The 23,839-nt window shown below is 59.0% G+C and carries 28 protein-coding genes; 9 read left to right on the top strand and 19 right to left on the bottom strand.

The annotated features are described in order from the left end of the window. Positions 1-310 precede the first annotated feature (310 nt). Positions 311-628, top strand: a complete 318-nt coding sequence (locus SE86_RS03545) for a DUF131 domain-containing protein (protein WP_117354307.1) — start codon at positions 311-313, stop codon at positions 626-628. Positions 629-1,026: 398 nt separating this feature from the next. On the opposite strand, the gene SE86_RS08050 is transcribed toward SE86_RS03545, so the two are convergent. The 3 genes from SE86_RS08050 to SE86_RS03535 are packed head-to-tail and all read right to left on the bottom strand — an operon-like array spanning position 1,027 to position 2,766. Beyond that, a complete protein-coding gene (locus tag SE86_RS08050) occupies positions 1,027-1,185 on the bottom strand; it encodes a hypothetical protein (RefSeq protein WP_174221334.1) in 159 nt (52 codons plus the stop codon). Beyond that, positions 1,182-1,919, bottom strand: a complete 738-nt coding sequence (locus tag SE86_RS03540) for an ABC transporter permease (RefSeq protein ID WP_117354306.1) — start codon at positions 1,917-1,919, stop codon at positions 1,182-1,184. Before SE86_RS03540 ends, SE86_RS08050 begins: the two co-directional genes overlap by 4 nt. Beyond that, positions 1,906-2,766 (bottom strand): ABC transporter ATP-binding protein, encoded by an 861-nt coding sequence (locus SE86_RS03535; protein ID WP_117355095.1) that lies wholly within the window; start codon positions 2,764-2,766, stop codon positions 1,906-1,908. Before SE86_RS03535 ends, SE86_RS03540 begins: the two co-directional genes overlap by 14 nt. Before the next feature lie 110 nt (positions 2,767-2,876). Here SE86_RS03535 and SE86_RS03530 point away from each other — a divergent pair, with 110 nt between their 5' ends. After that, positions 2,877-4,403 (top strand): DUF2139 domain-containing protein, encoded by a 1,527-nt coding sequence (locus tag SE86_RS03530; protein WP_211096716.1) that lies wholly within the window; start codon positions 2,877-2,879, stop codon positions 4,401-4,403. Here the strand turns inward: SE86_RS03530 and SE86_RS03525 are convergent. After that, positions 4,381-5,076: a PHP domain-containing protein gene (locus tag SE86_RS03525; RefSeq protein ID WP_117354305.1), complete on the bottom strand. Its 696-nt coding sequence runs from the start codon at positions 5,074-5,076 to the stop codon at positions 4,381-4,383. The genes SE86_RS03530 and SE86_RS03525 overlap by 23 nt on opposite strands. A 116-nt stretch (positions 5,077-5,192) precedes the next feature. Beyond that, a complete protein-coding gene (locus tag SE86_RS03520; protein ID WP_211096715.1) occupies positions 5,193-5,672 on the bottom strand; it encodes an HIT domain-containing protein in 480 nt (159 codons plus the stop codon). Between the two features lie 57 nt (positions 5,673-5,729). On the opposite strand from SE86_RS03520, the gene SE86_RS03515 reads away from it, so the two are divergent. Both SE86_RS03515 and SE86_RS03510 read left to right on the top strand, forming a co-directional pair. Next, complete coding sequence (locus SE86_RS03515) at positions 5,730-5,990, top strand: RNA repair domain-containing protein (protein WP_117354303.1); 261 nt, start codon at positions 5,730-5,732, stop codon at positions 5,988-5,990. After that, positions 5,987-7,330 carry a hypothetical protein gene (locus tag SE86_RS03510; protein ID WP_117354302.1) on the top strand — a complete coding sequence of 448 codons (1,344 nt, stop codon included), beginning with the start codon at positions 5,987-5,989 and terminating at the stop codon, positions 7,328-7,330. The genes SE86_RS03515 and SE86_RS03510 overlap by 4 nt, the downstream gene beginning before the upstream one ends. Here the strand turns inward: SE86_RS03510 and SE86_RS03505 are convergent. Then, positions 7,320-8,264, bottom strand: a complete 945-nt coding sequence (locus tag SE86_RS03505; protein WP_117354301.1) for a winged helix-turn-helix transcriptional regulator — start codon at positions 8,262-8,264, stop codon at positions 7,320-7,322. The two genes, SE86_RS03510 and SE86_RS03505, sit on opposite strands and share 11 nt — an antisense overlap. A 124-nt stretch (positions 8,265-8,388) precedes the next feature. On the opposite strand from SE86_RS03505, the gene SE86_RS03500 reads away from it, so the two are divergent. Beyond that, positions 8,389-9,510, top strand: coding sequence for a tryptophan--tRNA ligase (locus SE86_RS03500; RefSeq protein ID WP_117354300.1), 1,122 nt, complete (start codon positions 8,389-8,391; stop codon positions 9,508-9,510). Between the two features lie 24 nt (positions 9,511-9,534). Here SE86_RS03500 and SE86_RS03495 read toward each other — a convergent pair whose 3' ends face one another. The 6 genes from SE86_RS03495 to SE86_RS03470 form a co-directional block, all read right to left on the bottom strand. Beyond that, positions 9,535-9,978 carry a CopG family ribbon-helix-helix protein gene (locus tag SE86_RS03495; protein ID WP_117354299.1) on the bottom strand — a complete coding sequence of 148 codons (444 nt, stop codon included), beginning with the start codon at positions 9,976-9,978 and terminating at the stop codon, positions 9,535-9,537. Then, positions 9,971-10,381 (bottom strand): metal-dependent transcriptional regulator, encoded by a 411-nt coding sequence (locus SE86_RS03490; RefSeq protein ID WP_211096714.1) that lies wholly within the window; start codon positions 10,379-10,381, stop codon positions 9,971-9,973. Before SE86_RS03490 ends, SE86_RS03495 begins: the two co-directional genes overlap by 8 nt. An 80-nt stretch (positions 10,382-10,461) precedes the next feature. Next, positions 10,462-10,950 carry a GNAT family N-acetyltransferase gene (locus SE86_RS03485; RefSeq protein ID WP_117354298.1) on the bottom strand — a complete coding sequence of 163 codons (489 nt, stop codon included), beginning with the start codon at positions 10,948-10,950 and terminating at the stop codon, positions 10,462-10,464. Between the two features lie 4 nt (positions 10,951-10,954). Next, the gene (locus SE86_RS03480; RefSeq protein ID WP_236747345.1) at positions 10,955-11,440 is read right to left on the bottom strand and encodes a GNAT family N-acetyltransferase; all 486 of its coding nucleotides are present in this window, start codon (positions 11,438-11,440) and stop codon (positions 10,955-10,957) included. Then, positions 11,440-12,795, bottom strand: a complete 1,356-nt coding sequence (locus tag SE86_RS03475; RefSeq protein WP_117354296.1) for an NADP-dependent malic enzyme — start codon at positions 12,793-12,795, stop codon at positions 11,440-11,442. Before SE86_RS03475 ends, SE86_RS03480 begins: the two co-directional genes overlap by 1 nt. A 191-nt stretch (positions 12,796-12,986) precedes the next feature. Beyond that, positions 12,987-14,663 carry a long-chain-fatty-acid--CoA ligase gene (locus tag SE86_RS03470; protein ID WP_117354295.1) on the bottom strand — a complete coding sequence of 559 codons (1,677 nt, stop codon included), beginning with the start codon at positions 14,661-14,663 and terminating at the stop codon, positions 12,987-12,989. A gap of 141 nt (positions 14,664-14,804) precedes the next feature. Between SE86_RS03470 and SE86_RS03465 the strand changes: the two genes are divergently transcribed. Next, a complete protein-coding gene (locus tag SE86_RS03465; RefSeq protein ID WP_117354294.1) occupies positions 14,805-15,395 on the top strand; it encodes a hypothetical protein in 591 nt (196 codons plus the stop codon). A gap of 155 nt (positions 15,396-15,550) precedes the next feature. Here the strand turns inward: SE86_RS03465 and SE86_RS03460 are convergent, their stop codons facing one another. Both SE86_RS03460 and SE86_RS03455 read right to left on the bottom strand, forming a co-directional pair. Next, positions 15,551-15,823: a UPF0147 family protein gene (locus SE86_RS03460; RefSeq protein WP_117355093.1), complete on the bottom strand. Its 273-nt coding sequence runs from the start codon at positions 15,821-15,823 to the stop codon at positions 15,551-15,553. A 90-nt stretch (positions 15,824-15,913) separates the two neighbouring features. After that, complete coding sequence (locus SE86_RS03455; RefSeq protein WP_158543103.1) at positions 15,914-16,816, bottom strand: DMT family transporter; 903 nt, start codon at positions 16,814-16,816, stop codon at positions 15,914-15,916. A gap of 42 nt (positions 16,817-16,858) precedes the next feature. Here SE86_RS03455 and SE86_RS03450 point away from each other — a divergent pair, with 42 nt between their 5' ends. Next, positions 16,859-17,746 (top strand): MBL fold metallo-hydrolase, encoded by an 888-nt coding sequence (locus SE86_RS03450; protein ID WP_158543102.1) that lies wholly within the window; start codon positions 16,859-16,861, stop codon positions 17,744-17,746. Here SE86_RS03450 and SE86_RS03445 read toward each other — a convergent pair. Further along, positions 17,743-18,486, bottom strand: a complete 744-nt coding sequence (locus SE86_RS03445) for a helix-turn-helix domain-containing protein (RefSeq protein ID WP_158543101.1) — start codon at positions 18,484-18,486, stop codon at positions 17,743-17,745. The two genes, SE86_RS03450 and SE86_RS03445, sit on opposite strands and share 4 nt — an antisense overlap. 96 nt (positions 18,487-18,582) lie before the next feature. On the opposite strand from SE86_RS03445, the gene SE86_RS03440 reads away from it, so the two are divergent. After that, positions 18,583-19,701 carry an MFS transporter gene (locus tag SE86_RS03440; RefSeq protein WP_211096713.1) on the top strand — a complete coding sequence of 373 codons (1,119 nt, stop codon included), beginning with the start codon at positions 18,583-18,585 and terminating at the stop codon, positions 19,699-19,701. Here the strand turns inward: SE86_RS03440 and SE86_RS03435 are convergent. Then, a complete protein-coding gene (locus tag SE86_RS03435; protein ID WP_236747356.1) occupies positions 19,698-20,570 on the bottom strand; it encodes a mechanosensitive ion channel family protein in 873 nt (290 codons plus the stop codon). The genes SE86_RS03440 and SE86_RS03435 overlap by 4 nt on opposite strands. A gap of 347 nt (positions 20,571-20,917) precedes the next feature. Beyond that, on the bottom strand, positions 20,918-21,076 hold the full coding sequence (locus SE86_RS07980; RefSeq protein ID WP_158543100.1) for a hypothetical protein: 159 nt from the start codon (positions 21,074-21,076) through the stop codon (positions 20,918-20,920). Positions 21,077-21,300: 224 nt separating this feature from the next. Here SE86_RS07980 and SE86_RS03425 point away from each other — a divergent pair, with 224 nt between their 5' ends. Continuing rightward, positions 21,301-22,503: an RNA-guided endonuclease TnpB family protein gene (locus SE86_RS03425; protein ID WP_211096712.1), complete on the top strand. Its 1,203-nt coding sequence runs from the start codon at positions 21,301-21,303 to the stop codon at positions 22,501-22,503. 51 nt (positions 22,504-22,554) lie between these two features. Here the strand turns inward: SE86_RS03425 and SE86_RS03420 are convergent, their stop codons facing one another. Both SE86_RS03420 and SE86_RS03415 read right to left on the bottom strand, forming a co-directional pair. Beyond that, entirely contained in the window at positions 22,555-22,929 is a 375-nt protein-coding gene (locus SE86_RS03420; RefSeq protein ID WP_117354288.1) for a hypothetical protein, read from the bottom strand. Continuing rightward, positions 22,913-23,794, bottom strand: coding sequence for a hypothetical protein (locus SE86_RS03415; protein WP_117354287.1), 882 nt, complete (start codon positions 23,792-23,794; stop codon positions 22,913-22,915). Before SE86_RS03415 ends, SE86_RS03420 begins: the two co-directional genes overlap by 17 nt. Positions 23,795-23,839: the final 45 nt, after the last annotated feature.

Genomic DNA, 23,839 nt, shown 5'->3' with positions numbered 1-23,839 from the left:
GCCCAGAGGGAAGGGGCCTATGTCGCAGCCGCGCCTCGCCTCCTTAAGCCTCTGCTCCTCCATAATCTTGGCGGCGCGTCGCGGCTTACAGGGCGCCTGTGATGGCCTCTTGGCCCCCTCAAGCTGTTAGCTACCGTAAACCTAAAACGCTGCCTGTTGGCCTCCTCCCTACACTCCTTGCCAGCACGCCAGAGTAGCCCTGCAAGGTCATCATAAATCTGCGCGTAGGCCAGCGCCTCAGCCCTTCAATGGCCTGCCCAGGCTGAAAACGGCTTTAAGGCCTCCCCTCCTCAGTACGTTCGGGAAGGCGATGAACGCCGCCGCCTGGTTCACTATAGGCTTCCTGGTTATACTCATAGGTGTATTCATAATAATGGCCGCAGGGATATACGAGGCCTACAGGCAGGCGTCGCAGGCGCAGGGGCAGAAGGTTCAGGCCGGCGGCGTCATAATGATAGGTCCCATACCAATAGTATTCGGCACGTCCTGGAAGATGACAATAATTGCAATAGTCCTGGCCATAGCCCTAATGGTCATAGCTATAATCTTCATGCTAGTGGCGAGGGGCATGGCGACGCCCTCTGGCCAGGCCGCCGCGGCCGCGCTGCTGGCGCATAACATAGCTTAAGCCCCCGCAGGCCCTGGACGGACGAGCTAGCCTCTAGTGCAAGGAGACCCCTAGAAAGGGGGCAAGACTTCTCCTCTCAAGCTAACAACTGCTCCGACAAACTGGCAAGGAAAAGGGGAGCGCGGGGCCAGGGTCTAGCTAAGGCCAGCGGCTACCTCACGGGAATCCCGCCAGGTCAGCATATACTGATAGTATGGAGCTTTCCTGACGTGACCTTTGAGGCCATATATTACAACTGAAAGCCTCGCCTTTTAAGGCGGGGAGGAGGTCGGCTCGCAGGACCTGGCGGCACTCATGTTCCTCTACTGTGTCAACGTCTCCTATCCTGAGGTCATGAGCTGCATTGTCAAAGCCTACTGGCGACTAGCTCATGGGCCGCAGCCCCGACGTAAGCGACCTCAGTCCTCGCTCCTCCCAATTATCTCGTGGAACGTGTTCCTCTTGCACCTGGGGCAGTAAATGTATATCCTGCCGCCCTTAAGCGTCGACAGGTCAAAGCCCGTCTCAAGGAACCTCTCTAGGCCGCACTCGGTGCACCTCACCTTCCACTTGGTCAATCCTCCCACCTTCCAAGCCAAAGTCCAAGCATGGCGTAGAGTACGTTCTCGGCTATAAATATGCCGAGGAGCGCGAGGCTCGGCGGGTCGCCAGCCATGAGCTGCTGAAGGAACACTGCGGCGGGCGTCGCAGGCGACACCATGAGGGCGTAGAGGGCCGGCCTCGGGAGCACCGTGTAGGGGTAGTATATGGGCGGTATCATAGTGAGGAATATTGAAAGGAAGGAGGCCAGGCCCCACGAGTTCCTCACATGCCTAAGCCTGCTGCCGCCGAGGAAGGCGAGGCCTGCCCCTCCCACGGCAAGGAAGAGGAGCGTTATTATGAGGGTCGCCCACTCAAGGGGCGTCGTCAGCACCCTGAACACCACGAGCAGGGCAAGGAAGACGAGGAGGCCTGGGAAAGAGTAGAGCAGGTTGCCGAGTCCTATGCCGACCAGGTACTCTATGGGGCTCACGTTCGCTGCCACCAGCAGGTCCTGGAGCTTTATCTCGAGCTTCATGAAGGCCGTGTCGCCCAGCGCGCTGAGGGCGTTGCTGGTGACTGTTGATATGACGCCGCCCAGTATGGCATATTTGACGAGGCTGCCTCTGCTTATCATGTATATCATGAAGAGTAGGGCCAGGGGCCAGGCCATGTACGAGAGCACCCAGCCCGGGCCCCTCTTCACTGAGGACCAGCCGTAGAACCAGGCGAACGTTGCAACGAACTTGGGGCTGAACTTAAGCCTCGCCACCCTCCTCCGCCTCCTCGCTCGGGGGCCTGACGCCGTTTATTATGAAGACGTCATCAAGGTTGACCGGCCTTATTGTAACCCTGAGCCCGTCACCTATGAGTCCCCTCGCCTCCTCCGGGGTCATGTAAGATATCCTCATGCCGCCTATCACTATGTCCCCGTAGCCCTCAACCCTGACCTTGCCGCTCAGCGGGCGCATGAGCTCTTCAATGGTGCCCATCGTGACCGCCCTGCCCGAGTCCAGGAGCACCAGGTGCTCGCAGAGGGTCTGGGCCTCCTCCATGTCATGTGTTGTCAGCAGTATGTAGGACTTGAGCTGCCTCATGAGGCCCCAGGTCTCTAGCCTTGAGAGCGGGTCGAGGCCGGCGGTTGGCTCGTCTAGGAACGTCAGCTCAGCCTGGGCGGCGAGGGCCATGGCTAGGAAGACCTTTCTCTTCATGCCGCCGCTGAGCTCGTCCGTCGCAGTGTCCATGAAGTCGGCCAGGCCCACTTCCTTCAGGACCCTCCTGGCCGTCGTCTTGGCCTCTGATAATGACCAGCCTCGGGCCACGAGGTACATGGTCACGTGCTCGTAGGGGGAGGCGACCCCCATGGGCCTGGCCTCCTGCGGTATACTGCATATCCTCTTCCTGAGGGCCTCCCTGTCAGCCACGACGTCGAGGCCGAGGACCCTAGCAACGCCGCTCGTGGGCCTCAGCTGCGTTGAGAGTATCCTAACTAGCGTCGTCTTTCCGGCGCCGTTTCGACCTATGACGCACGGCACCCTGGCCGAGAGCCTGATCGAGACCCCCTTCAGGGCCTCGACGCCGTTGGGGTAGACCTTCCTTAGGTTGACTGTCTCTATCACTTCCAAGGGACCCTTCCTCCTGGCCTTCAAGGCTCCAGTAACTTTTTAATCCCTGCATAGATGCCCTGGCCTTTTTAGCTTGGCGCCCCAGCCCTGTCTGGGAGGCCAGGATGGGCACTAACGAGATACTGGGCATGCTGCACGATCACCCGCCGAGCTACGCGCCGGAGTGGGGCAGCGGGGGCATATTCGGGCTTAAGTACTACAGGGGGGTCCTCTACTACACCCTGGCGTTCGACGCGCTCTCCTACTTCATAACTGACAGCGGCGTTGAGAGGTACCGCTTCGAGCAGGTGGGCCCCCTGCCCACGTCAGGAGGGGACACCTACAACGCCGTTGAGGCTGTTGACGACAGGATATACTTTGGGGGTTGGGTCCACGCCCCAGCGGTGTATGAGGGCAGCGAGTCCTCCCTGAGGGGCACCGTATCCTTCACCAACAAGTACAGCCACGTGCACTTCTACGACATAAGTGACAGGAGGATATCGCTCCTCTGGAAGGAGGGGGCCGGGAGGAGGGACGAGTGGGCCGGGGAGGTCTCTGAGATAATCTACAACCCTGTCCAGGACGAGCTCCTCATAGCCAGGGGGGACGGCACCATAAACCTGGGCGTCTACAGCGTTGACCGCAGGACGGGCGAGGCCAGGAGGGTGTCTGAGAGGCCGGCGCTCAAGGGGGCCCTGGTCTACGAGTACGCCTGCTTTGACGTGCTGGAGCGCCAGATAAAGGACATACACGGCGTGCTCTTCACAAAGGCCGTGACAGGGGTCCAGTGCGTCGACCTGACCAACGGGAAGGTCTCATATGCCCAGCTCGGCGACGTATCAAAGAGGTCGGTTGACGGCGCCCCAGTCAGCTGGCCCCAGACGGGGCCCGCGGCCTCGGCCTACGGCAGGTTCTTCCTGTTCGTCAAGGGAGGGGCCTTCGTGGGCAACCCGCTTGACGAGGCCACCGAGCCCATGAGGTTCGTAAGGCTCTTCGACTTCGGCGACTCCGGCTACTTCTCAAGGAGGACTGTTGCGAAGCCCATAGGCGGCGGCGTACTGGTCGCATTTAACGCCTACTCGGAGTCGCTGGTGAGGCCCACTAACCAGTTTGAGGAGATGGTCGCCAGGGCTACAAACACGATAGTGGGACCCAGCGTCCTCCTCTACATAACTCCCCCGACGGCCAGGATAGTGGGGGCCTTCGGCGCCAGGATAACGAGCTTTGAGTCGGTTGGCGACAGGCTGGTCATAGGGACCAACACGATGTCCAACACCTCGAGGTACAACGCGCTGCCGCTCGACATAGGCTACAGGAGCTTCATAATAGAGAGCGTGTCCCAGCTGCTCGAGTCGCCGCCAAGCGTCAGGTTCTCAGTGCCAGGGGTGCTCGTTAGAGATAAGGTGTTCGGTGGCATACCGACCTCCGGCTACAGGAGCCCAAGGCTTGTGATAAGGTCCGGCAGGAGCAACAGGTTCCATGTATACGAGTACGACTTCTCCCTGCCAGCCCAGGACGCCTACGAAGAGACTTATGACATTACCAGCGGTAAGAACGTGATAGACCTCAGCGGCTTCGGCAACTCAATACTCTCATTTAAGCTCGACGACGCAGACCTCAGGGCCAGGATCATAATAGACCTGCTGCGGTAGAAGGCTTCAGCCTCCTCATTATGCTCCAGCTCGCGGCCTCCTTTATGGCCCTCAGGCCCATGCCCTTCCTGGTCGGGTAGCACATGCCCTTCCTTATGGCCTCCACTATATGCTCAGGCGTGCACCTCTCTGCCATTACCTTGGTCGGGGCCTCGCCGACCTCTGAGATAACGTGGGCGTCGCTGCCGCTAGTCATGGGTAGCCCCTTGGACCTGGCGAACCTCTCGGCTGCCCAGTTGAGCAGGGGCAGCCCCCTGGCGTTCCAGACCTCAATCGCGTCAAACTCAGCGTAGTGTGAGAGGAGGTACCTCCCGACGCCCTTCCTGCCCGGCTGGAAGGGGTGGGCGGCTATCATTATGCACCCCCTCTCGTCGCTCCACCTCCTCAGCTCGGGCGGCTCTATCCCCCTGGGCGGGTCCTCGTTGGGGATGGAAGGGCACAGGACCAGCACGTCGCCCCTTGATGTCCTGACCTCGTTGGCTGGTATAACAGCTATGTCGAGGTCCAGCTCCCTGGCGGACTTTATAGCAATTGCCGACCCCCTGAAGGTGTTGTGGTCTGAGAGCGCCAGGGCGCTCAGGCCGAGCTGGACAGCCCTGACGACGACCTCCTCGGGCGTCGGCTTGCCATCACTGGCCCTGCTGTGGGAGTGAAGCTCGGCGGAGCAGAGCAAGGGACCACCTTGGAGACCTGGCCCATCTGAACTAATAATCGTTAGCCTACAGGAGTCCAAACGTGATGACCTCGGCACTGCTGAGCGCTGGCGATGAGGAGGGTCTTGAGTGCTGACTAGCCGTTTGAGACGCCCACGTAGACCTTTATGAAGTCGGGGAGGCCGCTGAGGTCCGAGAGCACCTCCCTCGCCTCGTCCTCGGTCAGCCTGTGCCTCCTGGCCACCCTGCTTATGTTGGTCCCCTCGTCGCTGAATACCGGGGGCGGGCAGTCCTCCCACCTAGGTATGACGTGGACGTGGAAGTGAAAGACGGCCTGGCCGGCCTGGGCGCCGCTGTTAGTCACTATGTTAACCCCAGGGGCCTTCAGCCTCTCCCTGAGGTACCTGGCGGCCGCCGCGGCGACTACGAAGGCCCTCGAGACCACGTCAGGGGGAGCTCTGTCGACGCTCTCGTAGTGGTCCCTTGAGATCACCAGCATGTGGGCCCTGCATATGGGCGACCTGTCAAGTATTATCATGACCTTGTCGTCGCCGTAGGCCACGTGGGCCCTCTCCTCGCCCCTTGATATCCTGCAGAAGGCGTCGCCGCCCTGCACGTCCGTCACCCTTCAGAGCCTTATTAGCTCCAGCTTAAACTGTTTCGACCGAGGAAAATGGGCAGGAGGAGGAGCGTAATAAGGCAGGAGGTCAACAGGGTACTGCTCAGCGGCAGGCCCCAGGACTACGTCATAGTTTACGTCGACAGGGACCCCGAGGCGGGCCAGAGGCTAGCGGAGCTGAGCGCCTCAAGGGTTAAGGCCGTGAGCGAGTGGGCCATGACCCTTGACGATGACAATATAATACCCCTTCACAGGGTCGTTGAGATAAGGGGCCTCGGCGGGGCCGTCGTCTGGAGGAGAGGTACGAAGGCTTGAGCTACGTAAGGGGACCCTCGTACGTGATAAGGCCTGTTGAGGGCTACGCGACGCCGAGGGTCAGCGGGAGGGAGATAACTGTAGGCCTGGAGCTGCTTAGGCTCGACGCAGGCCTCAGCGTGCTTGGCGAGTCGCTGGCCTCCCTCCTGCTGCCCCCCGTGGAGTACAGCGATGACGTGGCTGATGTAGTGAAGTCCTACAGGAGAAGGGTTGTCATAGAGGAGGCAAGCGACCTCGTGGCCAGGGCTGGCCGCGCCGCTGGGGTCATTAAGGTTCCTAGCTACTTCTTCCCCCTGTCAAGGATGTCAAAGCTCTCATGGCTCTACTCGTGCATATTCAACGATGCCTCCAGGGACCTTGAGCGCCTGGGTGAGGGCTACGCTGACTTCATGGAGCTCGTCGGCTCGCCTGACGGACGCGTCTACGTCAGCCTGAGCGAGCAGAGGGTCAGGGGCTCCTTCGCCTCAGTGCTGGGCAGCGTCGTGAAGAGCGTGGCGGCTGGCGTCAGCGTGGCCGGGACCTACATGTCGCTGTTGCTTAAGTCGTCGGAGTGCCCCCCTAACGTCTTCGTGGAGGACCCCTACAGGACGTTAGAGGTGCCCGAGGGCATCTTTATGAGCTCCTGCAGGTGGGCCGACCACGTGGTTGAGCTCGACGGCAGTAGCAGGTGCAGGAGGTCATCAATGCTCTACTCGTCGACCGTCTGCGAGGATGAGGAGGGCAGACTCGTCATAAAGGACTACGGCTATGGCACCTTCAAGTGGCTCTTCGCTGGAATAATGTCCGTGACCGCCTACCCGTTTACACAGACGCCGAACGGCAGGGCCTCTAACGAGTACAGGGGGTTCATTGAGCTCAGGCGCTACATAAGGACGCCAAGGGTGCTGAGCGTGTGCCTGACGCCCATGGAGGCCTCCATGGTGAGGGAGTATATAGATGGGCAGGACGTGCTGAGGAGCAGGGACCCCTCCCACTGGGAGGAGGCAGGGAAGGCCTTAGCTACGGTCCACAGGGCGGGCTATGCCATGGGGGACCCAAACCCAGGCAACATAATCATAACCGAGGGCGGGCCCGCCCTCATAGACGTTGAGCAGGTCAGCCCCTTCACGCCCCAGAAGGGGGCCTGGGACCTCGCAGTGTTCTTCTACTACTCCAGGTTCTTTGGGGCACCCCTTGACTTGGTGAGGGAGTCCCTCAGGAGTTACGCGTCATCCCTTGACCAGCAGGCCTGGAGGAGGGTGAGGAGACAGGTCTTCAGCCCAAGGCTGGCCCCCTTCTTAGCAAGCCTGCCGCCCCTCTTCTTCGAGCTGAGGTCCTCCCTGGAGTCCATTAAGCCCTGACCGCCTCGCTTACCACCGAAGCTGGGAGAGCCGCCGACCTCATGTGAGGAAGGAGCCTCTTGAGCGCGTCCCTGTCAGGCCTCTCAAGGAACAAGTAGCTCCTCACGGACTCCTCGACGAGCTGGTAAGGCATACCAACAATGTTAGCGTAGGCCTGCAGGTCGGCATCCTTGACCTCAGAGACGGCCTCCTCCATTATTGACGTTATCCTCTCGTACTCCTCCTCAAGGGAGCTGTTGGCGCCCAGGAGGCAGCAGGTCTCCAGGTCGCAGGGCTCTGTCCTAAGCCCCATCCTGGAGGCCATGGATAGGTAGGGCTCCCAGACCACTGCCTCTCTGACCTGCCCCCTGGCCACGGAGTTGAGTATATCCTCGCCACTCTTTAGGTAGACCCTAGGTGGCTCAAGCCCGCTCGACTCCGCGCAGAGCTCCATGGAGGACAGCCTGGAGGTCGCGTGGCCCGAGCCGCTTCTGCCCTCCACTACGCCTGCCCCTCCCTTGCTCCCGCCGCCGACTATGTGGACGGCGCCAGCGGTGAGCCTGTTGAAGGTAAGCAGGGTTATAGCTGGCGCCATGGCTAGCTGTATCCTCCCCGCCGCCAGGTCCATGACCTCCTGCAGGGCGTCGTCGTAGACCTTAACCGTGACGTAGCCGTACCTGTCCGAGAGCTTCTTGACAAGCCTTACTATGTAGGGGTACTCGCTGGCTCTGACTATGCCAACTATGGCGGGCGCCTTAGCCCTGCGGGAGCCTGGGCCTATTATGGCTACTCCCCCCTCCTCCCTGACGCTTATGAGGCCGAGGGACTTCAGCCTCCTAACTCTCTTCAGAACCATGCTCTTGCTCCAGCCCAGCTGCCTTGAGAGCTCTGAGAGCGTCAGGGGACCGTGCTCTGAGACTGCCCTTATGACGTCAGCGTCTACCTGGTCCAGCACCCTCTCACCTAGAATAACATCTGTTTTCCAGCTCTAAATAGGTTACATTAAAAGCCTCGCCGTTCACTGCGTGAGGAGGCCAGGTTAAAAGCCGGCCACTGTCCATAGCGCTGGGCCTGAGAGCGTGGGCGCTGAGGAGAGGATAGACCCCTGGGGCAGGCCTGACATAAAGGACTACGGGAGACTCTACAACGTCTTCGGCATCAGACCGTTCGACGAAGTGCTTGACAAGCTGAAGGCGCTGGGCGTTGAGCCTAGCCCCTTCATGAGGAGAGGCGTAATATTCGGTCACAGGGACCTTGACATAGCCCTCGAGGCCTGGGCCTCGGGCAGGCCCGTGGCCGTGGTGACGGGCTTCATGCCAAGCGGCCGGTTCCACTTCGGCCACATGCTCACGGCCCTTCAGCTGGTCTACTACCAGAGGCTGGGCCTCAGGGTCTTTGTCTGCATGGCTGACGCCGAGGCCTACGCCGTGAGGAGGGCCAGCAGGGAGGAGACCATAAGGAGCGCGCTCGAGGAGTTTATACCGAACCTGCTGGCCCTAGGCCTTGACCCGCAGAAGACTGAGTTCTACTTCCAGACGGGGAGGGAGGGGCCATATCATGAGCTCATACAGCTCTTCAGCTCAAAGGTGACGTCCAACGAGATGGAGGCCATCTACGGTGACCTCAGCCCAGCTAAGGTCGTGAGCGCGCTCACCCAGGTTGCAGACATACTTCACCCCATGCTTAAGGAGTATGGGGGCTATGAGTACGTCATAGTGCCTGTCGGTGCCGACCAGGACCCCCACATAAGGCTCACAAGGGACATGGCGACGAGGATGAGGGGGGAGATAAACTTCAACCCACCCGCCGCCACCTACCACAAGCTGATAAGGGGCCTTGACGGCGGCAAGATGAGCAAGAGCAAGCCTGACTCAACGATATTCCTCACGGAGCCCGTTGAGGAGGCCGTAAGGAAGTTCAGGGCGTCGCTCACAGGGGGCCGCAATACGGCTGAGGAGCAGAGGAGGCTTGGCGGCGAGCCGGACAAGTGCCCTGTGTTCGACCAGTACCTCTACTACCTGGTTCCTGATGACTCTGAGCTGGCCTCAATAGAGAGGAGTTGCAGGTCGGGCTCCCTGCTCTGCGGCGAGTGCAAGCTCATGGGCTCCGAGAAGCTGAGGAAGTTCCTTGAGTCGCACCAGCGCCTGCTGGAGACCTACAAGGACAAGGCCGCGTCGCTGGTTGAGCTGCCCAAGTACTGAGCCTGCTGCCTCAGAGGAGGCCCCTCAGGACTTGGCCTGCGCCGCGGCCCCTTCTTGCCCCTGACCGGGTAGCAGTGGGAAGTAAGACTCTAGGGAGAGGCTGGGCAGGAACCTGACCCCACAGCCCGAGGAGAGCAGCTTGGCGTGGAGCTCCGATATCCTCTGCGACGGCCCTGAGAGCATGAGCACTTCGAAGCACTTCCCGCTCCTATGGATGTGCATGTAGGTCTCCGCCACGTCAGAGTACCTTTCTATTATGCTCTCATTTCCCCTGTTCTCGGGGCAGAGGGCCACCATGACGCCCTCGCACTGGTGAGGCGTTAGGTAGTGTATGTAGTCGCTCAGCATGTTTCGTATGGCCTGCTCCACGATCTCGCTCCTGCTCGTGCCCACCTTACTGGCCAGGACGTCAAGCTCCCTGCTAAGGTCGCTGGGTATGCTAACCCCGAACCTTACCTTGTTAACCACCGTCGCCGCACCTCTTCACAAAGTTGTTAACAGCGGCCACAGCCTCATCGCTCATGTAATGCTCGAGGATACATGCGAGCCTGTCCGCCTCGGCCTCGCTGACGCCCATCTTAACCAGGGCTGTCTTTAACTTCGCCTCTCTTTCCACTATTGGCTCTGCGAGGGAGGCGCCGGCCTGGGTCAGCCTCACGCCCCTGTAGGGTATGTAATCTATGTAGCCCATTGAGGCCAGCTTCCTGAAGGCCTCTGTGACGCTGGCAGGAGCCATGCCCAGATCTGAGGCCATGTCAGTGGTGCGGACCCACGATGTGAGGCCGCCGCGCTTGTATATTGCTGTCAGGTACTCCTGAAGGCTAGGCGACACGCGCCTCCTGGACGACGTGGGCCTTTCTCCTGTTAGCACTACCTATGCCCGAGTACAGTTGTCCGTTGAGGACTTAAAAAGAGTTAAAAGGGTCAGCTTAAATGACCCAGCTGGCGCTGTCAGCCGCTGCAGGGCCTGTAGAGCTCCTTGTTGAGCTCTATGAAGCCGAGCTTGTTGTAGAAGCTGTCAGCAATAGAGTTATCGGCAGGGTATATCGCGGTAACTATGCCAGCCCCCCTCCTCTTGGCCTCTTCAAAGGCCTTATCCACGAGAATCCTGCCAAGCCCCTTCCTCCTGTACTCAGGCCTGACGTAGAAGTCCGTTATCTGAGCCGCGAGCCTTGGCTCGTAGAAAACCCTGTCCTCCAGCTCAAACCTTATGAGCCCAGCTATGACCTTATTTGAGGCGTCCTCAGCGACCAGGACTACGACCTTGTCGTCCTTAATTGACTTCGCCAGGTACTCCTTGACGACCTCAAATATGTTAGGAACCACCTTAAAGTGAGGGTCGAGCTCCTCGTTAAGTGACTTCAGTCTCACAACGAGCTCGGCCACCTGGTCTATGTCGCTCTCACTCATGGACCTTATCACTATATTCTCTATTGACAACTCATCACACCTCCTTCACGTACCTGAGCAAGTAGGGCCTGAAGCCCATCTTGGCGTAGAGATCCTCCGCTATTTTATTTCCAGCTGGAAACTCTACTGTAACCAGGGAGGCACTCTGCCTCCTGGCCTCGTCACTGAGCTTGTTAACTAGTAGTGTCGCTATGCCCTGCCTCCTCTGCTGGGGCTTGACGTAAAGTTCCCTTATGACCATCTGTCTCCTCATGTATAGCATCTCGTTCTCCTCAAGGGAGGCAGTCAGGTAGCCCACGACCTGAAGACCCTCTACAGCGACGAGGGTTACGAGCCTGGGGTCGCTGACTATGCCGTCTGCGTGCCTCTGCGCCAGCTCCAGCAGGTTGTTCGCGGGGGCCCAGCTGGGGTCGAACTCCGCGTTAAACGAGAAGAACCTATAAACAAGCTCCGCCAGCTGCTTCACGTCGTCCTTAGAGGCCCTCCTGACGCTCACGCCAGTCTCGGCAAACAAGCACATCACCCCTTATAGTCAACGGGGGGCCTAGGTATGAGGCCGCTTGACCAGATGGACTGGAACTTCTGCCTGACGGTGCCGATTATCTCCCTGGCCCTCTCCAGCTCCTCCCTGTAAGTTGTCGTCTTCCTGGCGACCCCCTCCTCAACAGCTTTAACTGCTATGGCAGCAGCAACCCTCGGGTAGACCTCCCACTCCTCCATGGTCGGAAGTATCCTGCTTTCGCTTATGCCCCCGTTCTCCTCGCGAACTCTCGCGAGCTCATAGGCTGCCGCCACGGCCATCGTGTCAGTTATGGTCTTCGCCCTCACGTCAAGGACCCCCCTGAAGACGGCTGGGAACACGAGGCTGTTGTTGACCTGGTTTGGGAAGTCGCTCCTGCCGGTAGCTACTATCCTCGCCCCCGCCTTCTTCGCCTCCGAAGGCCATATCTCGGGCACTGGGTTGGCGAGGGCGAACACTATGGCGTCCTTGTTCATCCTTGACACCCACTCGGGCCTTATGGTGCCGGGCCCTGGGGCCGAGGCGGCAACGACGACGTCGGCCCCCTCGAAGGCCTTCTCTATGGGCGAGTTGGGGGGCAGGTCACCGCCATTGGTTTCGATTGCTATCTGGTACTGATATGGATCTGAGACCATCAGCTTGTCTATGTCCTTCATCTCAGGGTGGAGGGCCCCCTTCGTCGTTATGGCCACCACGTTGTGGAGGTTCACGCCCATGACCTTGAGGAGCCTGTAGAAGGCTATGTTGCTCGCGCCGGCGCCGAAGATCACTATCCTGACGTCATGAAGTCTCTTGCCTATGACCTTGAGGGCGTTCGTGAGGCCCGCCAGCACGGCGACCGCCGTGCCCTGCTGGTCGTCGTGCCACACGGGTATGCTGAGCTTTGACCTGGCCTCGTCAAGTATGGTGAAGCACTTGGGCTTCTCTATGTCCTCGAGGTTTATGCCGCCGAAGGAGGGCTCAACCAGCTGCAGCAGCTCTATGAACTTGTTGGGGTCTGAGGCCCTGTGCACTAGCGGGACCGCGTCAACGCCTCCCAGGTACTTGAAGAGAAGCGCCTTCCCCTCCATCACAGGGTAGGCGGCCTCGGGGCCCACCTTGCCGAGACCGAGGACCCTGGTGCCGTCGCTGACCACGGCGATGGTGTTCCACCTGGAGGTGAGCTCAAAGGAGAGGTCGGGGCTCCTGCTTATTGCCCTGCTGGGCTCGGCCACGCCAGGGGTGTACCATATGGCGAAGTCCTTGAGCCTTCTGACGGGGACCTTAGGGATGACCTCTATCTTACCCCCGTAAAAGCTGTGCAATTCCATGCTGAGCTTATACCACTCCTCCGTGCCCTCCTCCTCTTCAGCCAACCTGCACACCTGCAGGTATCCAGAGTCTTGCCAACTATAAAAAGGAAAGCCCATCACGCTCACTAGAAAATAACGTCATAGCCGACTCCTTAGGCCCTCAAAAGGACGCTAGAGGTACGGCCATAACAAAAGTGCGGCCTATTATGGGACTGGGTGGTATAGGCTAAAGTACCGCAAGGGAGACTAGGCCGTTAGCCCAGCGCGCTCATGAACTGGTTCCTTAGCGTCTTCTTGTCCGCCTTGCCCGTGCTTGTCAGGGGTATGTTCTGCACCTCTATCACTCTGTCAGGTAGCCACCACTTTGACATAACTCCCCGGTTGACGAAGTTCTCCGTCAGGAACCTGTTGATCTCGTCTGTCGTCAGCTTGCCCTCCCAGCCCTTCCTTGGCACGACTATTGCAACGGGCCTTTCGCCCCACTTCGGGTGCTTGGCGCCTATGACGGCGACCATGAGGACGCCCGGGTGCTGACTTATGGCGTCCTCGAGCCTCAGGGAGCTTATCCACTCGCCGCCGCTCTTTATCACGTCCTTCTCCCTGTCCATAATGAGCACGCTGCCGTCGGGGTACCAGACGGCCAGGTCCCCGGTGTGGAACCAGCCGCCGCGCCACGCGGCCTTGGTCTTCTCTGGGTCCTGGAAGTACTCGTACATGACCCAGGGCGCCCTGACAACTATCTCGCCTATCGTCTTCCCGTCCTTGGGCACGGGGTTGCCGTTCTCGTCCACGACCATGATGTTAACGAAGGGTATTGGGTAGCCAGTCCTCATCCTTACGCTGAAGAGCTCCTCGTCGGACATCCTGTCCTGCAGCCTCGAGTGCGGGATGGCCAGGGTCAGCACTGGCGCGGTCTCGGTGAGCCCATAGCCGACGATGACCTTTATGCCGCGCCTCTCAGCCAGCCTGGCCAGGCCCTCAGGTATTGCGGAACCGCCGTTGATGAATGTGATGCCCCTTAGGTCGTACTTCTCGCTCTCTGGGTCCGTCAGGAGCATGTAGAGTATTGTCGGCACGCCGGCAAAGTAGGTGACCCCCTCCTGCTTGATCAGCTCGAGGTAGGCCTTTGCGTCGAACCTGTTGGGCAGGACGGTCTTCTGCCCTGGCATGAGTGACGAGAACGGGAAGCCCCAGGCGTAGACGTGATACATGGGGACAACTATCATGCTCACGTCGCGGCTTGTGATGTGAATTCCCTTGGGCCCGGCCCCGAAGCCTCCTACCATGGAGAGCACGGAGAAGGCGTGAAGGACCACCTGCCTGTGGCTGTGGTAGACGCCCTTTGGTAGGCCCGTGGTGCCGCTCGTGTAGAACATGAAGGCCGGCCTCCTCTCGCTCAGCGTTGGCCACTCGAACCTGCCCCCGCGCTCCTTCAGCAGGTCCTCGTAGTGGTAAGCTGGGACGCCCCCGACCTTCTGCGGCGCTGAGTCGGCGTCAACAACTATCACGTGCTTTATGCTCTTCACGTTAGGCACTACCGCCTGGGCGAGCTGAAGGAAGTCCGAGTGAACTATTAGGACGGAGTCCTCGGCCTGATTCATAGCGTAGACTATTTCCTGAGGCGCGAGCCTTACGTTGACGGGGTGCAGAACCGCCCCCATCATTGGGACGGCGTAGTACTCCTCCAGGTGCCAGTGGGTGTTCCAGTCCATCGTCGCTACCCTGTCAAGGCCCTTCACTCCGAGCGACGAGAGCGCCGAGGCCAGCCTCTCGACTCTCTCCGTGAAGTCAAGGTAGGTGTACCTGTGCACGCCGTCCCTGGTCCTGTAGACTATCTCCTGGTCAGGGAACAGGTACTTGACTCTCTCGTATACCCTTGTAATGGTTAACTCTGAGCCAGGCCTGTCCGGGACCTCTTCTGGCAGGGACACAGATGTGTACACCTACTAAGTACTAGTTAAGGAAAATATAAGAGGTCTTTAATAAAATTCAACTTAAATAGACGCAACTGAGCCCTTTAAAAAGGGTCCACAACGGCAGGGCCAAGAGAGGTACTTAGCTCAACGGGGTACGTGGAGCTGTCTCGGGGCCCCTACGAGGTCCTCTGGGCCAGTGATGGGAGGCCTGCGTGCGTTGCTGTGATTGATGACTGGCCCATGGCCTTGATCTCAACGGCCTCGGGGAGGCCGTCGCTCGTTGACCCCCTCAAGCTCCTTGGCATTTCGTCGGCGAGCCTGATGGCCAAGGTAAGGAGGCCCGGGGACCTTGAGGTCATAGGCGAGGCCACGCTTAACAGGGGCAGGCTTGAATCCCTGGAGGCCCCAGTCATGGGCTGGGCCCTCCTTGACGTCTTTGACCTGGAGCCCCTGGCATCCCGGGCCGCGTCGCTTATCTTGGAGGTGAGGCCGCGCCTTGTCTACCTTGTGAGGGGCTTCACTTCGCCGGCTGACTTAGAGGTTGCATCGCTTACCATAGCTGCAGGGGCGCCACTTATAGTGCCTGGCTTCAGGGGCGCAAACGACCTGACCAAAACCTGGGGCAGGGCAAGCGTCATAGTGGACCTGAGGTCCCTTGGAGGTGCCGCTGAGGAGGTGCCGCTGGAGGGAGGCCTCGGCCGCGAGGAGGCCCTGCGGCTTCTCAGGGGGACAGGCGCGGGCTGCTGAGGCAAGCCGCACGCCTTAAGTACAGCTTGATTTAAAGTTAATAAAAGTCAAAGCTTAGGGTCCATATTAAAGGCTAAGCTAACGCAATAAACCATAAATTTTGAGGAATTATAGGCAGGGCCTAAGGCGCAAAAAGGTCCTAAGGCCGCAGCAGCTTAGTCCCTTATTGTCTCAAGCGTCGTGAGGACCTGCCATATCTTGGTCCTGGCGTGGAGCGGCATGTTGGGGTCCTGGCTTATCTCGTCGAGAGCCCCAACAGCGTTGGCCGCCCTCACGGCAGGCGAGAGCCTGCTGTCCCTCAGATAAGTTAGGGCCGTCGCCGCGGCCCTCCTTATGTTCCTAGGGACGCCCGCGTCGTTAACTATAGTAGTTAGGATGGTCATGGCAAGCTTAATCTTCTCCTCAGTACTGACCTGAGCTGACGCCACGCCGCTCACCTCTGCCCTTTTTGTTCGTTAGAATCTTAAAAGTTATAAAGGGGCCTTCTAGGGGCTGTAGGAGCTGAACCCCCAGTCAGCTTAGCTCGCCGCAACGCCTATGCCTATGAGCGTGATCGCCATGTAGAGGCCCTGAAGGGCCGTGACCCTCTGCCCAAATATTAGGTAGGCCAGGGCAGCGGAGCCCACCGGTTCGGCCATCATGGCGACAGTTGACGATATGAGGTCCCTCCTGCCTATGAGGTAGTTCATCACGGTGTGGCCCCCTATCATCGGGACCAGGGCGAGGGCCAGGAAGGAGAGCCACGAAACTGCGTCGTACCCCGTGAGGCTGTAGCCCAGGGCCGCTGAGATGGCAGCGCTGAAGGCGGCCGCTGGGGCGTAAACGGCCGTGACGTAGCTGAAAGTGTCCAGCCTCTCCCTCATGAGCTTGCCTACTGACAGGTAGAGCACCATGAACACCATGCCGCTGAGGCTGAGCAGCACCCCTACGAAGAACCTCCTAAGGGGGTCTGAGGTGGAGAGCAGGGCGACGCCAACCATAGCTAGGACGGCGCCGGCCACCTCCGAGGCCCTGTACCTTTCGTTAAACGCGAGCGTGCCAACTATGACGAGCAGGGCCGGGTAGGAGTCCACTATCGTGACGCTGACAGCAACGCTGACATAATGAAGGCTCGCCATCCAGGTGTCAAAGTGTAGGGCCAGGAACAGGCCGCCCGCCGCAGCTACCAGGTAGTCCCTCCTGCTCAGCCTCCTCAGGAGGCCTAGGGTGCCCCTGCCGAAGGCTATGGCTGCCACGATCGCTGTTGAGAATATGAGCCTCCAGGTCGCCGCCACGGGCCCCGGGGCCCCGCTGAGGAGGACGAATATGGCGGCTGAGGAGAAGCTTGCAGCCATCACTGCCATGAGGGTGTAGTCCAAGGCCCGTGACGTTGCCGTGCCGCGCGTCAAGCCTGGCTCAGCAGCTAGGACCTGTAGATTCAAAGCTTTAACCCTAGCCGGCCTGTGGCCCGGGGGGAACTTGCCTTGGCTGAGGTAAAGGTTATTGACGTGAGCCCAGGCGACCTCAAGGGCTACATATCTTCGTTTGTTGTAATAGATGAGAAGGTCGCAGTGATAGACCCTGGCCCTGAGACTGGCTACCCTAAGCTCAAGGCAGGCCTTGAGGAGCTCTCGGTTAAGCCAGATATAGTAGTGGCCACGCACGTCCACCTTGATCATGCTGGCTCCGCCGCCCACCTGATGAAGGACTTTCCGTCTGCCGTTGTGTACGCTCACCCCAGGGGGGTTCAGCACGTAGTTGATCCATCGAAGCTCTACGAGGCCTCCTTCAAGGTGGCCCCCATACTGCCCCAGACCTACGGCAGGCCGCTCACCGCTAGCCCAGAGAGGGTGCTGGCGGCCCCTGATGGGGCAGTGATAGTTCTAGGGGGCTCGAGGCTGAGGATAGTTCACACGCCCGGCCACGCGAGCCACCACATGAGCGTCCTCCTGGAGCCCGAGGGGGTCCTATTCACGGGCGACTCGGCCGGCGTAATATTTACAGTGAAGGGCCGCGAGGTGATGCTTCCCACGACCCCTCCGCCCTTCAAGCCAAAGATGTACTATGACAGCGTTGAGAGAATGATAGCCCTCAAGCCGGCCAAGGTTGCGCCCACCCACTTTGGGGTTCACGATAACGCGCTGGCGTGGCTCAGGAGGGCCGAGGAGCAGGTCGTCAGCTGGCTTAAGGTGCTCAGGAACGTCACGGGCGATGACTACAGGGAGGCAGCTATTGAGGCCCTGGCCAAGAGCGACGCTGACGTGGGCCTCCTCGTCTCAGCCGGCGAGGAGTTCATGGTCAGGGGCTTCCTTGAGAACACAATAGACGGCCTGATTGACGCCCTGAGGAGGGGGGAGCCCCTGCCGCCCTAGGCGCGGCCTGCCAGCAGGGCCTCAAGCCTGTTGTACATAGCCTCGGCGAAGTCCTTGTCGTTAACTACAACCGCTACAGCGTCGTCCCCGCGCGGGAGCCCGACTATCACCGTATTACAAGAGACCATTAGATCAAGGAGGGCCAGGTCTGACTCCACAAACTCAACTCCGTAGCCCCTGAACTCCTCGGCGCTCTCCTTATACTTGGCTAGAAGCCCCCTAGGGACAATTATAAGGGCCCCCGAGGGCAGCGACCTGACGAGCCTCCTGAGCTCCGGCAGCAGCTGGGGGAGCCTATCGAAGACCTTAAAGGCCATAAATATCGGCCTCGAGGAGCACGAGCTCCCATACGATACCGCAGCGCCGAGCACGTTGCTAAGCCCCTTGATAAGCGTCACGGCGGGCCCCTGGGCAGAGCCGAAGGCCTTGGCTATCTCGTCGCCGAGCTCGCTGAGGGCCCTGGCCCTCTCAAGGCTCTGGAGGACCTCAGCCTGGGCGATTGCTGACATAGCCTGCCTTGGGTCCACGAGCCTGTAGACGCCGTCAGCCTCAGTCACGAGGCCCATAGACTCAAGGCTCTTGAGGATGTCGTAGACCCTCTGAGCCGGAACTGATGACTCCCTGGCTATGTCTGCAGGCCTGCCGCTGCCAAGCCTTAGCAGCGCCGAGTAGGTCTCAGCCTCATACTTGTTTAGGCCTAGCAGGCTCCTCAACTTGGACTCTAGCTCGCCTTCACTCAAGGCTGTCACCTAAAGCGACCCTAAGCCTGGGACTAGCCTTTTTAATAAGATATTAGGAGGAGCTATTATATTAGTTGCCGCCCTACGTCGACCCAGGTGCTCAGGACGCGCAGGGAGACCCTCCTGGCCGCCAGCTTCGCGGTTATGGCGTTTAACTCCCTCTACCAGTACTCCTGGAACGTCCTGGGGCCGATGATAGCCTCAGGCCTTGAAGTCAGCCTCATTAAGGTCGCCACAGCATTCTCAATATTTGCTGTGCTCTCCACGGTCTCCCAGCTGGCGCTCGGCCCCCTGGCAGACGCGAGGGGACCAAGGGTCATAGCGCCCGCCGCGGCGCTCCTCTCAGCTGTCGGCTTCCTTGGAACGGCGTTCTCGAGAGATGTGATAGAGTTCTACGTTGCCTGGGGGCTTGGCAGCGTGGGCGAGGGGGTCCTGTACGGCATAGCCTCAAACGTGGCAGTCAAGTGGTTCCCAGACAGGAGGGGCCTCGCCACAGGCCTCGTGAGCCTCGGCTTCGGCCTCGGGGCGGCAGTTGCCAACCCGCTCATAGAGTCCTCAAGGGACTTCAGGGAGGCGGCCCTTGCAATAGGACTAGTGGAGCTCGTGGCCCTCACAGTCATAGCGGCAACCCTTAAGTACCCGGGCGGGCTGAGGGGAGTCAGCGTCTCCAAGGCTGTGAGAGGGGTCAGCTGGTGGCTCCTCTACGCTACCTTTGTCTTCGCCATCGTGCCCCTGGTCTCCTTCTCAAGCTCCCTCAGGCCGCTGACGGGCCTCAGGGGGTACCTGCTGAGCGTGGCGGTCTCCCTCTTCCCACTCTTCAGCGGCCTCGGCAGGCCGCTGCTCGGGGCGCTCTCAGACAGGCTGGGAAGGCCAAAGACCATAGAGCTCTCCCTCGTCGTCATAGCGGCCTTCTCTGCCTCATCCCTTATGGGGCCGCCGCAGCTCAGGGTGGCCTCAGTTGCCATGGTGGGCCTCTTTGGAGGGGCCCAGATACCGCTGTTCTTCAGCATTGTTGGCGACCTCTACGGCGAGGCGTTCTCAACGTCAAATAATGCTGCTATGTACACTGGCAAGGCGTTCAGCGGCATCTTGGGTGGCGTTGTAATTGCGGCACTTATAGAGGACGGTTATGGTGGAGCCCTTGTCATAGGTTCGCCCCTCCTGGCCTCGCTGCTAATGTTAGTCGCCCTGAGGACCAGGAGGAGGGGCCGCTAGGGCTGGCCACTGAGCTTAGCCCCCTTCTGTTCCTCCTGAATAGCTTTAATGGTCTTCATTACAGTTATTAAGATGCTGTGCCGTGCCTCGTCCTCAAACATCGTCTTACACCTAGCGTCTATTGCTAGGACATAGGTGCTCTGACTACTCTCTATGACCCTTATCGTGGGCACATCGGCCACGATAGGAAGCGCTGAAAGTTCCTTCTCGAGCCTCTTTATGACCACCTCAGGGTCAAGGTCCTTGGGAACCTCGTAACGCGTCCTGACCCTTCTGACCTCGTTGCCTGAGTGGACAAATATCGCCGCCTGGGCCATGACGCTGTTTGGCACCTTTATTGGAACGTTGTCATCCGAGAGTATAACTGTGTACATCAGGTTTATCTCCTCTACAACGCCAGTATAGCCGGGCACCAAGTAGTCAGTTGAGAAGAACTTGGGCGGGTAGGAGGGCACTATAAGGCCGTACTGCCAGGTGCTGAACGTTATCCTGTCGCCCACCCTGAAGGGTCTCGTAAGTATTATTACTATGCCGCCAAATATGTTAGAGAGGACGAACTGAGAGGCAAGTCCTACCACCAGCCCTGTGAAGCCGCCGGCTGCCAGGGCCTCTGTTACCCCTACCCTTATTATTGCAAGAAACACCACAAACGCAATCACGTAGCCGCTAAGCCTCACTATGAAGGCCACTGAGGAGGCGTTAGCAGAACCCACCGTCGAGGACAGCCTGCTCTTAATGGCCATCGCAATTAGCTGCGTCACTGAGATTGAGACTATAAGCCAAAGTATGCCGTAAACGTAGTTCTCAAACCCTGTGGGTATAAGCTTTAGCTCTATAAGCACATAGCCTACAATTATCGCTGCAGCCACTACCAAGGCGACAGTAAAAGGAAGTACAGCACACCGTGGCCAGGGCGCCGTGACATTGCATCATAAGTGTCGCTGAGGGCCATGCCGCGCCCAGGAAGTCTTAGCAGATGCGGAGGTCTCTTAAATCCTGTTAGCCAGGCCTACTAATGGACTTTGCTGACCTTCTCCACGCCCTGAAGGGCGATGGACCCCGAGGTCTCAGGGTTTACACCCCTTTTACGGGTGTGCTACTCAGTTATGATCTATGATGAAAATAGGGGCCTTCTTTACGGTTGAAACCATTAGGTTCACTGTTTCTTTAGTGTGTTTAACGCGCCTTACGTAGCTGTTTTAACATTCATATAGGTTTATAGAGAATAACGCCACTCCTCCGCTATTATTATCACGTGCACCTTCCTACCGTGCAGAGGCTTCACCTCTGGCTGGTACTTAGCCAGCGGGTAAAGGACCACGGTCCCGCCCCTGTACTTTATCACCGTGCTCTCGACGTATATGAACTTAGCCATGCTATCATCAAAAGCTAGAGTTGATAGAAAAGCTTATAAGCTTTTCTATCATATGGTTACGTGGGTGAGCTGCCCAGTGAGGGGTGAAGGGCCCGCACTCGTCGAGGCCCTGAGAACGAGGGCCCTTCCCGAGGGCGGCGGTGATGACCTCCTTGAGTTCCTGAGGCTTTACATGCCCCAACTGTATGAGGAAGGTGGACATTCAGAAGAACAGGGTGGAGTGAATGCCCGCGGGCGGTGAGGGAGAGCTAACCCTGAGTGTTAAAATGAGGGTTAGCCCCGAGCCCGAGCAACAGCAGGCCTTAGTGAACCTCATGAAGAGGTACAGGGACGCCCTAAACTACTCGGTAAGGGCAATAATAGCGAGCAGGGCCCTGAGCCTCACCAAGGCCCACAGGCTCCTGTATAATGACCTGAGGGAGAGGTACGGCCTGCCATCCAGGGTCGCCCAGGACTGCTACAGGGAGGCCATAGCTATAGCCAGGTCGTGGCTTAAGAACCCGAGAAGGGGCGCTGTGCCAACAGCTAGGAACCTAAGCATGTGGCTGACATATGAAGAGGGCTACAGGATAAAGGATAACCATATGGAGCTAGCAGGAGGTTATAAGCTCAGGGTAATTGGTTGGGATAGGAGGTATGACGACTTCCCTAACAGAGAGGCCAGGCTTGTATTTAGGGACGGCAGGTTTGACCTTTATGTGACCAAGCGTGTGCCAAGGCCAGCCAAGTACGCCCCCAAGGGCGTGCTGGCAGTTGACGTGAACGAGAGGCAGATAGTCGTTGGCAACTCACGCGTTGAGGTAAGGGTTGAGACGCCCGTTGAGAGGGCCCTGCGCTACAGGAGGCTCGCTGAAAGGCTTCAGGGGAAGTACTCCTCCTCAAGGTACAGGGCCTGGCGTAGGAGGAGCGGTGTAAGGAGGAGGATAAGGCACTTCCGCAGGAAGACAAAGAACATTTTAGAGGACTGGGCCAGGAAGGTATCACATACAATAATATCACTGGCTAAGCAAAGCCAGCTGGCGGTAGCCAGGGAGGACCTCACGGGGCTGATAGAGAGCCTAAGGGAGCTCCCGAAGGGGCACAGGACAGCCCTGATAGCGCTCGGCTACAGGAGGCTGGGGCTCTGGCTTGACTGGCAGGCCGAAAAGAACGGGGTGCCGCTGTTCGTAGTTGACCCAGCTGACACGTCCTCTACGTGTCCAAGGTGCGGTACTAAGCTCGTAGAGGTTGGCTATCGCAGGCTCAGGTGCCCTAAATGTGGTTTTGAGGCTGACAGGGACACAATAGCTATACTGAACATTGAGGGGAGGGCGCTTAGCAAGATGGGGGGATCTCTGGCCACCCCGACTGCCCCCCAGGTGACAGATGTAAGCCCGAACAGATGGGGGGAACCTGTGAACCGCCCTAAGGGAACCCTCGCCCTTTAGGGCGGGGAGGAGGTCAGTCACACCCATAAACATCACCAGTTGAATCTATAACTAGCCTTGACCTTCCTGCCTCATGGCCTTATAAATACCTGATGCAAGCCTCCTTCCAGCTTTAGTTAAGTCATAGTAAATGCCGCTCGGCTTATGACCCATCTCCCTAGACTTAAACTTAAGCCACGGCTTGACCGAGGAGGTCACCTCCCTTTTAAGTTGTCCCCTGAACCTGGTAAGATACCCCCTAGCCTCCAGGTCGCTGCAGGCCCTCTCTATTTCATCCTCGCTGTACTTAGGGGCCCACCCGCTGGCCCCCATGAGCCTCCTGGCCATGTACCATGGGCTGTCAGGTCCATACTTATATATGTGCGTCAGGATGAGCTTCTCCAACTCAGTTAGAGAGGGCTCCTCACCATCATTTCCTTCCTTCAATTCTTGACATCACCCACTCCTCGAACGACTTCCTCAGCGAGGAGAGCTGGGCGGGCGTGTTGTCGCTCAGCCCCCTGGCGCTCAGCAAGGCGTCCACAAGGTCCCTCGAGAGCTCGTCGAAGACCTTGTAAGTCACCTCGCCCCAGGGCTCCGCCTGGTAGGTCCTCTCAAGCAGCCTCACGCCCCCGCAATGGGAGTCCTGCGTTATCTTGTATGGCTCAAAGGTCGCTATGACCGGCTTGCCGAAGTAGCCCGCGAGTATTGCCAGGTTCTTAGAGCCTAACTTGTTATAGACGCAGCCGTCAGAGGTCACGTTGTCAGCCCCTATAAGTACCAGGTCCGCCTCTCCCACGTAGGAGCTGGCGGCGGCGTCAGCTATGAGCTCCACGTTAACCTTCCTCGACCTGAGCTCAGCGGCAGCGTTCCTGCCCTCGCCGCCTGGCAGGCTCTCAAGTACATAGACCTTAGTCACCATGTCCTTTATAGCAGAGAGCACGTCAACCACGTTGCTGCTATAGCTTATTGTTATCACTGTGGCGCGCTTGCCCTTGATCAGGTCCCCGGCGTGGGCCACCACCTCGTCGTGGGACCGCTTCATATACTCAAGGAAGGCCTCGGCACCCTCCTTTAATGTCCTGCCGCTGTAGCATGCCTCCCTCAGGGCCCAGACAAGGCTGTCTATGCTGCCCATGGTTGGGTTAGCAGAGATCATGAGGCTTGAGATATCGTCAACGTTATCGCACGAGGCCCGCCCCGACTCCGAGTCCTCTATGACGGCCTTTGCAAGGGCCTCAGCGGACCATGCCGCCCCCCTTACCTGCTCTGACGAGACTGCTAGGACTGTCCTCCTGATACCCTCTAACATCCTGCCCCCGCTTCTATAAAAACGGCGGGGATTTTTGCCTTATCT

Origin of the sequence: Acidilobus sp. 7A, from assembly GCF_003431325.1 — an archaeon.
Taxonomy (GTDB): Archaea; Thermoproteota; Thermoprotei_A; order Sulfolobales; family Acidilobaceae; genus Acidilobus.
The sequence above is the reverse complement of the archived record's forward strand: the minus strand, read 5'-3'. Positions and strand labels throughout refer to the sequence as shown.